We start from the raw sequence: 14,504 nt of genomic DNA, 5'->3' as shown, positions 1-14,504 counted from the left end.
TAAAACTATTTATCTTTATTTTCCAGTACAAACTTATAGCCTACTCCTTTTACAGTTTTAAAATAATTGTCCCCTATTTTTTCTCTCAGTTTCCTGATATGGACATCAATAGTTCTTCCGCCAACGACGACTTCATTACCCCAAACAGTATCTAAAATAACCTCTCTTTTAAATACTTTTCCCGGCCTGGAAGTTAGCAACGATAATAGTTCAAATTCTTTTCTGGGAAGTACAATTTTTTTATCACTTTTAAAAACAACATACTCATCTCTATCTATAATAATATCTCCAATATTAGAAGAAATCTCAACTAATTTATCGGTTTTTAACCGCCTTAGTAAAGATTTTACTTTGCTCACTAACACTTTAGGTTTTACAGGTTTTGTAATATAATCATCAGCACCCGCTTCAAATCCGGCTACCAAGGAGTAATCTTCTCCTCTTGCGGTTAGAAAAGCAATAATTACTTCCTCTAAACTTTTTATCTTTCTTATTTTTTCACAAGCTTCAATACCATCCATTTCAGGCATCATAATATCTAATAATATCAAATGCGGAACTAATTTCTTAGCTGTATTTACAGCTTCCAAACCATTTTTTGCAGTGAGTACCTGATACCCTTCATTTTTCAGATTATAATTTACAATCTCTAAAATATCCGGTTCATCATCTACCAATAAAATTTTTATATCGTTATTATTCATACGTACTTTTTAAAGCTTCCCAAAAATAGAGAATAATTACTAAAGAAGAGATAACTTAAATTGGTTATTGTTCGTTAGGTTGACACGCTTTAATATCAAAAAGAATAATTATATCGAAAATAAGCTAATCCTTCCGGGCTACAGTCCGTACAATATATAACCAACCCTTCCACCGAAGAAACAATCCCTTTTATTTGTACTTCACCCGTGGTAGTAAACCCTTTTGTTGTACTTGCTATATCCAATATAGCAGAAGGATCAGGTGTTATGGTACCAATACTTGTTTGTGAAAATGACACGATACTTACAAATTGCTAAAACAATACTTACTGCTACATCATTTATTATTTTTCACTTAAATTATTTTTCTGCACAAAAAAACCCGTCCGTAATAATTAAGTTAGCAGGATTTTAAAATAAATATATCAAAAGTTTTGATGGTTTGAAAAGGAGCTCATTTAAACTTTTTCAATTTGCTAAAAAATTACTGTTTTCCGCTCTGTTTTTGTCTTTTTTTCCTTCCGTAGCGCTGCCTATGCAACTCAAAAAAGCCTTCAACAGAACTAAAAACTTCTAATGTTCGCTTACATCCAAAAAGTTTAAATGAGTTCAAGGAATCAAATCACACAATTAGTTGTTTTTATCAAATTTAATATAACTGAAGCATGAGGTGTTACCATATCTGTATAAATGTTGTAAACTCCATAATTAAATTACATAACACTATTTTCTTCATTCTTTATATTTATTTGTTTTTTAATCGAGTAGGAAGATAGGGATTATTTCCCTATCTGTCCTCTCACACCACCTAGCATACGATTCCGTACTGGGCGATTCCTTAAGTTTTAACTCTGACCTTTTGGTAATAATCCAGCATAAATATGTAGCCTGCTTGTCTAAGTCGATCTGTGGTAATGGTAGTGGCAAGTATAAAGCTGTTAGCTGTATGCCAATAACTCTTCCTTATGTTTGCCCATTGCCAAGCTTTAGATTTGTTTAATCCCAATTTGGTGAGATGCCTTAGTTTGGTCTTTATCTGTTTCCATTGTTTCCAAATAACCATTCTAAGCCGTCTTCTATACCACTCGTCTATGCTCTTTAACAGCTTCTGCATATCTGCTAACCTAAAGTAATTCATCCAACCATTACTGCGTGATGTAAGTTCGGATCAATCCGAAAACTTGTGGGATTTTAAAGATATTATTGAAAACATTTAAGTTGAGTCAATCGCAAAAGCATCATTCAATAGAGTTTAAAAACTTAATAAACAGTTATTTAATGGATATTCATTTAAAAAAAATCTGAAATGATAAAATTTTTATTCAAGTCTTCCCCACAACTTTTTTGCTTGATCCGGACTTTCACCACCTAGTGCATTACCATGCACGGCACACAATAAAAACCCGAAGTCCTAAGACTTCGGATTTCTTCTATTTTTGTACAGGCGGAGAGACTCGAACTCTCACACCTTTCGGCACTAGATCCTAAGTCTAGCGTGTCTACCAATTCCACCACGCCTGCATCTCAACTGAATCTATGTTCAGCTTTCGGACTGCAAATATAAGTATTCATCTCAAATCGCAAAGTACTTTTTGTAGGAATTTTTACTACTTTTCTGCTGTAAAAAACTAAATTTTGTATTTTTTAATTAAAGAACTCGTTTAGACTTTTTGAATTTTCAAATGAAAAAATTCATGTACTTTTGGTCTCTAGCAAATACAAATCATGTCAGATATAAAAACCTATATAGAAACGCATAAAGATCGTTTTATCAATGAGCTTATTACGCTTTTAAAAATTCCTTCTATCAGTGCAGATTCAGCTTACCGGCAAGATATACTAAATGCAGCTGATATCGTTAAAAAAAGTTTGGAAAAAGCAGGATGTGATTTTGTAGAGACCTGTGAAACACCCGGCTATCCTATTGTCTACGGTGAAAAAATTATTGATGCTTCACTGCCTACTGTCTTGGTATACGGGCACTATGACGTGCAGCCTGCTGATCCTTTGGAACTATGGGATGCTCCTCCATTTGAACCTGTGATAAAGAAAACGGACATACATCCGGAAGGAGCTGTTTTTGCACGTGGTTCTTGTGATGATAAAGGACAAATGTACATGCACGTAAAAGCAGTAGAGTATATGATTTCAACAGAAAACCTTCCCTGTAATGTAAAGTTTATGATAGAGGGTGAAGAAGAAATCGGATCGGAGAGTTTGAGTTGGTTTGTCAAACGAAATCAAGAAAAATTAACAAATGATATTATTGTGATTTCTGACACCGGGATGATCAGTAATACACAACCCTCTATCACTACAGGTTTACGCGGATTGAGTTATGTTGAAGTTGAAGTAACGGGACCGAATAGAGATTTGCATTCGGGGTTATATGGTGGAGCAGTGGCAAATCCGATCAATATTTTAGCGAAGATGATTGCATCGCTACATGATGAAAATAATGTGATTGCCATTCCCGGTTTCTATGGTAATGTGGAAGAATTATCAAGAGCAGAAAGAGATGCAATGGCAGAAGCTCCTTTTTCTTTGGAACAATATAAAAAGGCTTTGGCTATTGAAGATGTGTACGGAGAAAAAGGTTATACTACCAATGAAAGAAACTCCATTCGACCTACTTTAGATGTAAATGGAATTTGGGGTGGTTATACCGGGGAAGGGGCAAAAACGGTGATTCCTTCCAAAGCATTTGCAAAAATCTCAATGCGTCTGGTGCCAAATCAGGATTGGTATAGAATTACCGAATTGTTTACGAATCATTTTAAAAATATTGCGCCAAAATCGACAAAAGTAAAAGTAACCCCGCATCATGGAGGGCAAGCATATGTAACTCCAATGGATACTATCGGATACCAGGCAGCAAAGAAAGCTTACGAAAAAACTTTTGGAAAGATTCCTATTCCAGAAAGGGGTGGCGGAAGTATCCCTATTGTTTCGCTATTTGAAAAAGAGTTAAAAAGTAAAACCATTTTAATGGGGTTTGGTTTGGACAGTGATGCGATTCATTCGCCTAATGAACATTTTGGTATTTTTAACTACTTAAAGGGTATTGAAACCATTCCTTATTTTTACAACTATTTTACAGAGTTGTCTAAATAGTGAACTCATTTAATTTTTCCCGATACTACTGTAAATTTGCCAAACTGGTTTTAATAGTCTCAATCTTTGCTATTGCATCTGCTTCTTTTTTACGTTCTATAGCCACTACTTGTTCCGGTGCATTGCTTATAAAGTGCTGATTCGTCAATTTTTTCCGAACTCCCGATAAAAAATCTTCTGCTCTTTGCAGCTCTTTTGTGAGCTTTTTTACCTCTGCTTCCACATCAATCGCTTCTTTAGAAATGGGCACAAAGTATTCATTTGATCGTATTCTAAAAGAAGCTGCTCTTTTCATCTTTTCCGATACCGGCCGGATAACGGATGTATGGGTTAATTTTTGAATGATTCCATCTAAATGAGCAGATATGTTCTCATTATTTAATACAAAAACTTCTATAGCTTCCCTAAAAGGAACATTTTTTTCTTTACGAATGGTTCTTAACTCCGATACTACTTCGGAAGCAAACTCGAAATCGGCAATTAACTGTGTGTTGCTCGTCTTTAATCCGGGATACTTTGCAATTATCAGAGCTTCTTCAGGGGTTCTTTTTTTAATTACCTGCCAGATTTCTTCTGTTAGAAATGGCATAAACGGGTGTAAGATTTTTAAATTATCTTCAAAAACAGCAATGACACTTTCATATGTTTTTTGATCGACAGGCCGTTGATATGCCGGTTTTACAATTTCTAATAGCCATCCGCAGAAATCATTGTAAATGAGTTTGTAAATTCCCATTAGTGCATCCGACAATCTGTATTTATGATAATGGTCTTCTATTTCTGCCAATGTATTTTGAAACTTTGATTGATACCATTTCAGTCCTATTTTAGAAACATCGGATTGTGCTACGGAGGTGCTTACTTTCCAACTTTTTATCAAACGGAATGCATTCCAGATTTTATTGGCAAATCCTTTTCCCTGTTGACATAGTTCTTCATCAAACATCAAATCGTTTCCTGCTGCTGAACTCAACAATAAACCGACACGGACTCCGTCAGCTCCGTAATCTTTAATTAACTGTAATGCATCGGGCGAGTTTCCTAACTGTTTGGACATCTTACGCCGTTGTTTATCACGCACTAATCCTGTTAGGTATACGTTTTGAAAGGGCTTTTTCCCTTTATACTCATATCCTGCGATAATCATTCTTGCTACCCAAAAAAATAAAATGTCCGGCCCGGTTACCAGATCGTTGGTTGGGTAATAATAGTTGATTTCTTTATTCTCCGGGTTGCGGATACCATCAAAAACAGACATGGGCCACAACCAAGAAGAAAACCAGGTATCCAACACATCGGGGTCTTGTTGTAACTGTTGCACTTTCAATGCCGGGTTTTGAGTTTTTTCTCGCGCCAGTTTTAACGCTTCTTCTCTGCTTTCCGCAACTACAAAATCTTCCTTTCCTTGCCCGTAATAATACGCCGGAATCTGTTGCCCCCACCATAATTGACGTGAGATATTCCAATCGCGAATATTTTCCATCCAATGGCGATAGGTATTTTCAAATTTCTTTGGAAACAGCTTAATATCATCTGTTTCCAGAACAGCTTCTAAAGCCGGTTTTGCCAGTGCATCCATCTTTAAAAACCACTGATCGGATAATCTTGGTTCTACCACTGCTTTGGTTCTTTCGGAAGTTCCTACATTGTGGGTAATGTTTTCTGTTTTTACCAGGAGCTTCTGTTCTTCTAATTCTCCGGCAATATCTTTTCTGGCTACTTCTCTATCTTTTCCCCGGTGGTGCAATCCAAAACCATTCATAGAGCCGTCTTCATTCAATACATCAATCACTTCAAGATGGTGTCTGTCTCCTATTTCTTTATCATTGAAGTCATGTGCAGGCGTTACCTTCAGGCACCCCGTTCCAAATGCAATATCTACATAGTCGTCTTCAATAATCGGAATGACCCTGTTGCAAATAGGCACAATTGCTTTTTTTCCTTTTAGATGTTTATAACGTTCATCATCCGGGCGAATACATATGGCAGTATCTCCCAGTATCGTTTCAGGACGCGTTGTTGCAATGGTTAGAAATGCTTCCTCTCCTTCGATTTGATAGTTAACGTAATACAGTTTATTTATTTTTTCTTCATAGTTTACTTCTTCATCCGACAGAGTAGTTCTTGCCTGGGGGTCCCAATTTACCATTCTGTACCCGCGATAAATCAATCCTTTGTTGTATAGATCAACAAAAACTTTAATAACGGCTTCAGACATGTCCGGATCCATAGTGAATTTGGTACGTTCCCAATCACAAGAGGCTCCCAGTTTTTTTAATTGTTCCAGAATGATCCCTCCGTATTCATTTTTCCAATTCCACGCGTATTCCAGAAATTCTTCGCGAGTCAAATCATCTTTGTTAATTCCCTGCTCTTTTAGTTTGGCAACTACTTTTGCTTCGGTTGCAATGGAAGCATGATCCATTCCCGGAACCCAGCATGCATTTTTCCCTAACAAACGGGCACGGCGAATCAGCACATCCTGAATCGTGTTATTCAACATATGGCCCATGTGTAAAACACCTGTAACATTCGGCGGCGGAATCACAATGGTATATGGCTCTCTTTCATCTGGATCCGAATGAAAATAATTATTTTTCATCCAGTAATCATACCACTTATCTTCTACTAAAGTTGCATCATATTTTGATGGAATACTCATAAATTGGAATGCTTTTTGAACGCAGTTAACAAAAGTACAACTATCTCCAGGATTTGAAAACTTGTCGTCATTTTTTTAAAAAAAGAATTATTTGTATTTTTACAGAAAATAAACCATTATGAGAACGCTATATACTTTTGCTACTGCTTTATTTATAAGCATATCGACTCTTGGGCAAGATGCTACTACTATAAAGGCCGGATTTGAGTTCAAAACCGAAACTATTAATTATGGGAAAATTACTCAGGGATCTAATGGTGTCAGGGTATTTGAGTTTACCAATATTGGCAAAAGCCCTTTAGTAATTACTAAAGTACAGGCTTCTTGTGGTTGTACCGTTCCCAAAAAACCCGAACAGCCCATTCTGCCGGGCGAAAAAGGTACGATTGAAGTTTCCTATGATACGAAAAGACTCGGTGGTTTTTCTAAGCTTATCACTATTTATTCTAATGCTAAAAATAACCGTAAGGTTATAAAAATAAAAGGATATGTAGAAAAAATGACTGCTCCGGAAAAACCAAAAAGTATGCTTTCCGAAGATAATTAAATCTCCTTTTTTAAACGAAATTTAAATCTCATTTCTTTTCCTTCTCTTTTAATTTTAAGGAAAATGCGTCTCCCATCCCTGTCTTGGAACAGGCTCACAATATCCTCCAGATTATATTCGTGTGCATCTTTGTTATTGATTGCTAAAAAGAGATCATCTTTTCGCAGACCTGCAATATCGGCAGGAGATCCTTTTACTACATGGTTAATTTTATATGTCGGTCTGAAAAAATATTTATAACTGGTAACAAAAGTGAGTTTATTAGATGCTGTTTCTATTCTATTTCCCGTACTGTAAATAGAGATTTCCGTATTTTCCGCCTCCCTTACCAATATCTTTCCACTATATGTTACGGTAATTCCGCTCATATTATAGTTAAATCCGGTGGTAAAAGAGCCTGTTTTTTTTAGTGTTATTTTTTGATTGGGGTAGTCTATCCAAACTTTAAATCTCTTCAGAATATTTCCTCCCAGGCTGCCATTTCTTCCTACATGCCTTTCCGTATTAAAACCGGATAGCGAATCCAGATAAGATACTGTGGGTTCAATAATATGAAACGGGCCAAAAATAAATCTGGAAATTCTGCTTCTCTTTCCATATATGATTCCGCTTAACCCCTCCCCTAAGACATCGTTAAAAAATTTGGTTGGCGGTTTTATTTCTTCTTTCGAATTTTCAAAAAGCCACAACGCATCACTTCCTCCGGAGTCTACCAGCAGTTTTACGTCAATCAGAGTACCTGCCTTTTCCAGGTTCTCAATTTTGGCATGGATGTAAGGTTTATTTTTATGAAAAATCAAAGGAAAAGACACACACTTTTTACATCTTTTTTTCACATAGGTTTTTGGATTGTAAAATGTCAGCTTCTTATTCCGATAATCGATCTTTACAATAAAATCTTTAAATATATTGTAACCTGTAATTCCGTGTATGGTAACCCCCATTCTGGAAGATAAATCAAATTTATCCTCTAAAACCACATATAATGTTTGATCATTATCACTGACCAGACTCTTAATTCTAAATGTATTATTTCTTGAGAGCAATGCTTCTACAGGGCTCCCCCCTCCTAACCCCTTTAAGACAGCTTTGTCTACATTGTGGATTCCCAAGCTGTCTGAAGTTGTTAAGCTAAAGAGGATGGTTTTATTGACTCCTGTGTCTAAAATAAAAGACAGTTGTTTTCCATTTATCTCCAGAGGGAATATAATTAAATTATTGATTAGCCTGAATCTTATCTCTTCTTTATCCTTGTTTTTTCCTAAAAAATTAAATTTGCTTTGCCCAAATAAATAAGAGCTGACCAACATACATATTATGACTACTATAACTTTCTTCAATTTAGGAATCTCAATTTTATTAAATATAATAATTATAAGATATACAACTTCGCTTTTAGCAAAACTTTAACCTTTTTATCTGTTATACAGTTCAAAGTTGGAAAGTTATAAAGTTTAAATGAGTTCAGTTATTATTTGAAATTACTGTAAAAGAAAATGATGATTTTTTTCTTTATTGGAGTTAGAAAAATAAAGCATTCTTTTGACAGTTTGTAAAATATCATTAAATTGTAAGGAAATTTTTGGAATTTTCTTAGTTTTTATGCCGAAAGCTAAAAAACATAAAAACAATCAAAACTTCTGCATATACCACCATAATGACAGAATAAGAGGAAGAAAGTTCTGTATATAAACAAGTTAGCTGCAAGCTTAAAACCCAACACATATTTTAGCACTTTCGGTTTTTGCCAACGCTCAATTCCAACGCTTTAAAAACCAAAAGAGCTAAAACTTCCCATCGCTCGAATTGAAGTTCAAATAAATTTCATTACATTTGACCATAATTAGTCAAGTTTAAACTTGGTAAAATGACACTTGGACAAAAAATCAAGGAATTAAGAGAGTCAAATGGAATGTTTCAAAGGCAACTTGCTTCAATACTCGAAATTGGAGATGGGTTTTTAAGTAAAGTGGAAAGTGACCAAAAACCTCTAAAGCGTGAGCATCTAAAAACTCTAAGCAAAACATTTAACTATTCGTTTACGGAATTAGAAACTTTGTGGATTGGCTCAAAGGTGTACGATATAGTTAAAGATGAAAAAGAAGGAATGAATGCTTTAAAAGTTGCAGAAGAGCAAATGAAATACGAGAAGAAATAATTGATGAAATATCAACTATATAAAAAAGAAAGAAAAGAGGTTGTTCCAGTTGAAGAAACTAAACAGAATAAACTTGCAAAAAGCAAACTGAACAAAATTTTTGAAAATAGAGTTGAGTTGAGGATTCCCAATAGATTTATTGAGGATTGGGAGAAAGTTGCATTATTTCACTCGAAAGGAGATGTAGAAAAAGCCAACGCAATTCTATTTCCAAACGAAAAATCAGCTTTTACGCTAAATAATGGACTAAATGATTTGACGGCAAAAGAATGGTTGCCTGAAACTATTACAGTATTCAGTCAGAAAGGATTAGGAGCTGGAAATAAAGACACACAAATAGAAAAACAGCATCCTGCACCTTTTTCTTTTCAAGATGTTGGTAGACTGATTCAGTTCTTTTCTAAAGAAAATGACAAAGTTCTTGACCCATTTTCTGGAGTTGCATCAACCGTAAAGGCTTGTGCGTTTAATAATAGAATTGGTTTCGGTATTGAGTTAAATCCTAAATACCACGATTTGGGTTTACAACGAATTGAGCAAGAAGTTCCTGACGATTTTCCATTAAAAACCAAGCAAAATTTAATAAATGGAAATAGTCAAAAAGAAATCAAAAAGTTCAAAATAAATGAGATTGACTTTATTGCAACAAGTCCACCATATTGGAATATTTTAGAAACTGTTGACCATAAAGGAAAAGAGAGAATTGACAATGATTTAGACTATAAGTATAGTGAGAATAATGAAGATTTGGCAAATATTGAAGATTATGACAAATTTCTTTCAACACTTGCGAAATTTTTCAACGACTGCTCAAGACCGTTAAAGTCTGGAAAGTATATGTGTGTGATAGTAAGCGACTTTAGAAAAAAAGAAAAATACTACACTTTTCACGCTGATTTAGCGAATGCTTTAGAGAAAAAAGGAAATTTTGTGTTAAAAGGAATTAAAATTTTATACCAAAGACACAAAAGCATTTATCCTTATGGTTATCCTTTTTCATTCGTCCCTAATATGCATCATCAAAACGTTTTAATTTTCCAAAATATCAAGAAAGATGATTGAGATAAACAAAATATATTATGGAGACTGTATTAAACAAATGCAGAAGTTAGATAATGAGTCAATTGATTTAATAATAGCTGACCCACCATACAATTTGAACAAAGATTTTGGGAAATCAACTAACAATTGGAATGATGTAGATGGTTGGCTTAAATGGTCTAAAAAATGGCTAGATATTGCTATTACAAAATTAAAGCCCACAGGCTCAATTTTTATTTATGGCATACATCACTACTTATGCCATCTTCACGTTCATCTTTATCAAAAAGATTTGAAGTATAGAAGGCAAATAATATGGCATTATGAAAACAGTTTTTCAGGTTACAAAAATTCGCCTTCGGCAAATTATGAACCAATCCTTTGGTTTTCAAAAACAGACAACTACACTTATCACCAAATAAGGGAACCATATAAAAGTACGGAAAGACTAAAAAATAAGATAACAAAAAACGGCAAGGTCTGGACACCACATCCAGATGGTAAACACGCTGGAGATGTTTGGAATATACCTGTTTTAGCAGGCAGACGCTTTGCAGACGAAAAAGTTGACCATCCAACACAAAAACCATTAGCCATCTGCGACAGAATAATAAATCACTTTTCAAATGTAAATGATTTAGTACTTGTTCCTTTTGGTGGCTCTGGTAGTGAGTGTGTAAGTGCCAAAAAAAATAATAGAAATTTTATTGGTTTCGAAAAGAATAGAGATTATATCAAAATCGCCAATAATCGACTAAAAGAAATAACCATCGATAATCATATTGAGATAGAAATTAACGCAAATGGTATCTTAGCAGAAGTTTAATTTCTTTGAATATTAATGAAGAACATTCCACATCAATTCGTCCAAATAGATAAGTTCTACCGAGCTTTAGTAACGGTCAAAGACCATTATTGAAGAAGAAATCCCATTGAGAGATGAAAATCTTGGAGAAAGACTGCTTCGCAATCAGGTAATTTTCCCAAACACACCAGAACAAACAATTGAAGAATATCTAGGGGAGCAGAGCGAAAAAACACCTGCAAATAGAGGTTACTATACGGCAGGTAGAGAAACTAGGAGATTCTTCGAATTGTTAGGATTATTGACCGTAGCTGACGACAAGTCAGCATATTTAAGTCCTTTTGCAATTTTACTTTTATCAACTGATTCCGAAAATATTCGACTTACCCTATGGCGTGACTCTTTGCTTCGAATGGGTGTTGAAGGAAACGATGGAGAAATTAGTCATCCGTATAGAATTTTACTGAAACTAGTTCAAGATAATCCAGGATTAGAGACTAAAAAATTAATGTTAGCTCTTGATGCAGAAAATGATTCGATTGAAGAATACCAAAGAGTCCTAAGTCTATCTAATTCAACTTTTGAAGGAATTCGAGAAGAACTTAATCTAACTATACATAAAGCGAGAAACGCAGTTAAAATACTTCCATCTTTAGCAGAACAACTTGGAGATATTGAAAGACGTGGAAATAACACTTATCCAATCGGACAAATAATTGTAACCGAAGATTAAATTTCAACTGAAATCCCGACTGACAGAACGAATCTAGAAGGAGTTCCCTATTCACAATATAGACCTGTAACTTCCGGTACAATTGCAGTAGACCCAATTTTTAATACAATTTCATCTGTTAGTATTGATTATACCGAATCAATAAGAATACGCCAAGAACGTTTAGCTGAACATCAACAAATTGTAAGACAGCTTGGATTATTGTGTGAGGAAAGAGAATTTGAACTTTACGAAGGAAAATTTGATTGCTTATCGACATTAGGAGAAACTGCTTTAGTTTTTGAAATCAAAACTATTTTGAACTCAATGTCTGACCAAGAAAAGCAGACAATTAAAGGTGTTGGACAACTTAAATATTATAAATTCTCTATTGTCAATAGACAAATGGAATATGAGGATATAAAAGAATTTTTAGTTTACTCTCAAAAGCCTCAAGACAGTTTAATCGAATTTTGTTCAGCAGAAAACATTAAGGTAGTTTGGTTACAGGAAGGGGTATTTAAAATATATGATTCTGTCTCAAATGAAGATGTTGGTTTCGAACCATTATCTTTCGTGTGAAATGCCAACGCTTAAAGCCATACACATTTGCAATTCGCTTCAGCCAACACACAAGCCAAAAATTGCAAAAGAGTATGTCTTTGCCACCGCTAGCAAGTTTGCGAAAAAAGCCAGCAGCTAACATTGTATAAAAATAATAGCGGTTTAATCGCTAAAACGAAAGTAGGTAACATAAAAAACGGTCTGTGCTTATCCGAAAAATTAGTGCGTAAAATCCGCTACTATTCTTATACTAGACCGTTGTGTTTCATGTAAAATCTACATATTTCAAAATGCGTTATTTAATTTTATTACCAAAAAATAGTAATAAACCAATTTAACCCCATATCTTTGCAGTCCATAAAAAGATAATTATGTTAATCGAATTAAAATTTAAGAACTTTCTTTCATTCAAAGATGAAACAGTTTTCTCAATGACAAATGTAATGTCATTCAAAGAACACCTTGAAGAAAACATAATTTCTACTGAAAGAGAGTTTGACCTTTTAAAATCAGCGGCTATATACGGAGCAAACGGTAGTGGTAAAAGTAACTTCATGAGTGTTATGAATACTATGAGCAGGGTGCTGTTTAATTCATACAGTAATTCTCTAAAAAAAGATGATGAAAAGCCTGAACAGGATTATCAATTCAAATTAAATTCAGAATGTGAAACCGAAAATACTATGTATGAGGTTTCGTTCCTTTTAGATGATTATATATACAAATACGGTTTTGAAATCAATGGATATGAGATAAAAAAAGAATGGTTATCTCGAAAAAAAGATAGAGAAGTTTATTTATTCAAAAGGGAAATTGACAAATATGATATAAATGGTGAATCCTTTGAAGAAGGAAATAAATTCAAATCAGAAGTCAATTCAAATGTTTTACTCTTAAGTCACTTAGCTCAAAATAATCAGAAAATATCGAAAAGAATATTTCAATGGTTTTCAAATGTTAACACTATTAGTGGTTTACATGAAAGATATTATGATAAATTCACAGCAAAACTATTAGAGAAAGATTCAACCTTTAAAAAATGGGCAGCTTCTGTATTAAAATATTTAGAAATATCTAACATAGAAGCAGGAGAAAAGGACGGAGAGATAATAACATATCACAATAAATTTGATAGTAACAATTTATTGATTGATGCTATTCCTTTTAAAGCTACTAATGAATCTGAAGGAACTAAAAAATTAATACACATTTTAGGACCTATTTATCATACATTAAGAAATGGTAGAATCCTATTTGTTGATGAATTCGATTCTAAACTCCATCCCAACTTATCAAAAAAACTTATTGACTTATTTCATAAACACAATAAAAGAAATGCACAAATAATAATTTCAGGGCATGACACTAATCTTTTAGATAAAAGTATTTATAGAAGAGATCAAATATGGTTTGTAGAAAAAGACCAATTTGGAGCTTCAGAATTATATTCTTTATCTGACTTTGACGCAAAAACTGTTAGAAACGATTCTGCATTTGACAAAAAGTATTTAAAAAATATTTTTGGAGCAGCTGAAACTCTTGAAATTTCTGACAACCTAACAAACTTGCTTTATGAGTCCTAAAAGAAATAACAGAAAAGATCCTGCATACCTTAGAGAACAAGGTAAGAGAAAGGCTCAAGAAAAAAAGCAGAGAAAATTATCTTTTAGCTTAACAAAACATATTACTACTCAAGGTCAAACAATTGAACAGTGGGATGAACTTGGTCTTTTAGGTCTATTAAATACACGTATGAAATTTGTTGGACAATTTTCTGTTACAGAAGCGTACCATAATGGCTGTTTAAAACAATATACAAAAGTCGGATTTCCTCCAAATTCAAACTTAAAAGAGCCAAAACATATAACAGTGGACACATGGACAACAATGCATATTACGACCAAGAGTAAAGAAGTTGTTGCAGGTTTTATTGAGGACGATATTTTTTACATTATATTTTTGGACAAAGAACATGACTTTTGACCAACAGAACTGAAAAACACCTAAAAACACGAAAACACAACAATATGTATAGTGCATAGCACCTTGCAGGATGCTACGACACCATACATTAACCGTTGTGTTTCATACTGAAAAAAACCAGCCGCACAAACAGCACATTTGGTTTTTGCCGACACGAAAGCCAACGCTGAAAAACCAAAAGAGCTGTTTTTGCCAACACTCGAATGATATTGAG

General features: G+C 34.0%; 14 protein-coding genes and 1 tRNA gene. 9 read left to right on the top strand and 6 right to left on the bottom strand.

The window, feature by feature from the left end; genetic code table 11:
- Positions 1-5: 5 nt before the first annotated feature.
- The 4 genes from GKR88_00455 to GKR88_00440 all read right to left on the bottom strand — a co-directional run bounded on the left by GKR88_00455 (position 6) and on the right by GKR88_00440 (position 2,225).
- Positions 6-704: a response regulator gene (locus GKR88_00455; protein QMU62889.1), complete on the bottom strand. Its 699-nt coding sequence runs from the start codon at positions 702-704 to the stop codon at positions 6-8.
- 95 nt (positions 705-799) lie between these two features.
- On the bottom strand, positions 800-1,003 hold the full coding sequence (locus GKR88_00450) for a hypothetical protein (protein ID QMU62888.1): 204 nt from the start codon (positions 1,001-1,003) through the stop codon (positions 800-802).
- A 539-nt stretch (positions 1,004-1,542) separates the two neighbouring features.
- On the bottom strand, positions 1,543-1,842 hold the full coding sequence (locus tag GKR88_00445; GenBank protein ID QMU62887.1) for an RNA-directed DNA polymerase: 300 nt from the start codon (positions 1,840-1,842) through the stop codon (positions 1,543-1,545).
- A 301-nt stretch (positions 1,843-2,143) separates the two neighbouring features.
- Positions 2,144-2,225: transfer RNA gene (locus tag GKR88_00440), tRNA-Leu, on the bottom strand.
- A gap of 204 nt (positions 2,226-2,429) precedes the next feature.
- Between GKR88_00440 and GKR88_00435 the strand changes: the two genes are divergently transcribed.
- Positions 2,430-3,818, top strand: a complete 1,389-nt coding sequence (locus tag GKR88_00435) for a dipeptidase (protein QMU62886.1) — start codon at positions 2,430-2,432, stop codon at positions 3,816-3,818.
- A gap of 25 nt (positions 3,819-3,843) precedes the next feature.
- On the opposite strand, the gene GKR88_00430 is transcribed toward GKR88_00435, so the two are convergent.
- On the bottom strand, positions 3,844-6,480 hold the full coding sequence (locus GKR88_00430; GenBank protein ID QMU62885.1) for a valine--tRNA ligase: 2,637 nt from the start codon (positions 6,478-6,480) through the stop codon (positions 3,844-3,846).
- A 118-nt stretch (positions 6,481-6,598) separates the two neighbouring features.
- Here GKR88_00430 and GKR88_00425 point away from each other — a divergent pair, with 118 nt between their 5' ends.
- Positions 6,599-7,027, top strand: coding sequence for a DUF1573 domain-containing protein (locus GKR88_00425; protein QMU62884.1), 429 nt, complete (start codon positions 6,599-6,601; stop codon positions 7,025-7,027).
- On the opposite strand, the gene GKR88_00420 is transcribed toward GKR88_00425, so the two are convergent.
- Positions 7,024-8,367, bottom strand: a complete 1,344-nt coding sequence (locus GKR88_00420) for a hypothetical protein (protein ID QMU62883.1) — start codon at positions 8,365-8,367, stop codon at positions 7,024-7,026. The two genes, GKR88_00425 and GKR88_00420, sit on opposite strands and share 4 nt — an antisense overlap.
- Positions 8,368-8,894: 527 nt before the next feature.
- Between GKR88_00420 and GKR88_00415 the strand changes: the two genes are divergently transcribed.
- From GKR88_00415 to GKR88_00385, 7 genes are all read left to right on the top strand, one after another.
- Positions 8,895-9,185: a helix-turn-helix domain-containing protein gene (locus tag GKR88_00415; protein ID QMU62882.1), complete on the top strand. Its 291-nt coding sequence runs from the start codon at positions 8,895-8,897 to the stop codon at positions 9,183-9,185.
- Positions 9,186-9,188: 3 nt separating this feature from the next.
- Positions 9,189-10,247, top strand: a complete 1,059-nt coding sequence (locus GKR88_00410; GenBank protein QMU62881.1) for a DNA methylase — start codon at positions 9,189-9,191, stop codon at positions 10,245-10,247.
- A complete protein-coding gene (locus tag GKR88_00405) occupies positions 10,240-11,052 on the top strand; it encodes a site-specific DNA-methyltransferase (protein ID QMU62880.1) in 813 nt (270 codons plus the stop codon). The genes GKR88_00410 and GKR88_00405 overlap by 8 nt, the downstream gene beginning before the upstream one ends.
- 106 nt (positions 11,053-11,158) lie before the next feature.
- On the top strand, positions 11,159-11,764 hold the full coding sequence (locus GKR88_00400; GenBank protein QMU62879.1) for a hypothetical protein: 606 nt from the start codon (positions 11,159-11,161) through the stop codon (positions 11,762-11,764).
- Positions 11,765-11,965: 201 nt separating this feature from the next.
- Entirely contained in the window at positions 11,966-12,325 is a 360-nt protein-coding gene (locus GKR88_00395; GenBank protein QMU62878.1) for a hypothetical protein, read from the top strand.
- Positions 12,326-12,678: 353 nt separating this feature from the next.
- Positions 12,679-13,890, top strand: a complete 1,212-nt coding sequence (locus GKR88_00390) for an AAA family ATPase (GenBank protein ID QMU62877.1) — start codon at positions 12,679-12,681, stop codon at positions 13,888-13,890.
- Positions 13,880-14,290, top strand: coding sequence for a hypothetical protein (locus tag GKR88_00385; protein ID QMU62876.1), 411 nt, complete (start codon positions 13,880-13,882; stop codon positions 14,288-14,290). Before GKR88_00390 ends, GKR88_00385 begins: the two co-directional genes overlap by 11 nt.
- Positions 14,291-14,504: the final 214 nt, after the last annotated feature.

It is taken from the genome of Flavobacteriaceae bacterium (assembly GCA_014075215.1).
Lineage (GTDB): Bacteria > Bacteroidota > Bacteroidia > Flavobacteriales > Flavobacteriaceae > Polaribacter.
Note: the sequence above shows the minus strand (reverse complement) of the source record. Positions and strands in the feature narration are given on the sequence as shown.

Bases quoted from the DNA above. Each gene is read 5' to 3' on its own strand.
- GKR88_00390 (QMU62877.1), top strand. From the start codon at position 12,679: ATGTTAATCGAATTAAAATTTAAGAACTTTCTTTCATTCAAAGATGAA.
- GKR88_00415 (QMU62882.1), top strand. From the start codon at position 8,895: ATGACACTTGGACAAAAAATCAAGGAATTAAGAGAGTCAAATGGAATG.
- GKR88_00430 (QMU62885.1), bottom strand. From the start codon at position 6,480: ATGAGTATTCCATCAAAATATGATGCAACTTTAGTAGAAGATAAGTGG.
- GKR88_00410 (QMU62881.1), top strand. From the start codon at position 9,189: ATGAAATATCAACTATATAAAAAAGAAAGAAAAGAGGTTGTTCCAGTT.
- GKR88_00405 (QMU62880.1), top strand. From the start codon at position 10,240: ATGATTGAGATAAACAAAATATATTATGGAGACTGTATTAAACAAATG.
- GKR88_00385 (QMU62876.1), top strand. From the start codon at position 13,880: ATGAGTCCTAAAAGAAATAACAGAAAAGATCCTGCATACCTTAGAGAA.
- GKR88_00435 (QMU62886.1), top strand. From the start codon at position 2,430: ATGTCAGATATAAAAACCTATATAGAAACGCATAAAGATCGTTTTATC.
- GKR88_00455 (QMU62889.1), bottom strand. From the start codon at position 704: ATGAATAATAACGATATAAAAATTTTATTGGTAGATGATGAACCGGAT.
- GKR88_00445 (QMU62887.1), bottom strand. From the start codon at position 1,842: ATGAATTACTTTAGGTTAGCAGATATGCAGAAGCTGTTAAAGAGCATA.
- GKR88_00425 (QMU62884.1), top strand. From the start codon at position 6,599: ATGAGAACGCTATATACTTTTGCTACTGCTTTATTTATAAGCATATCG.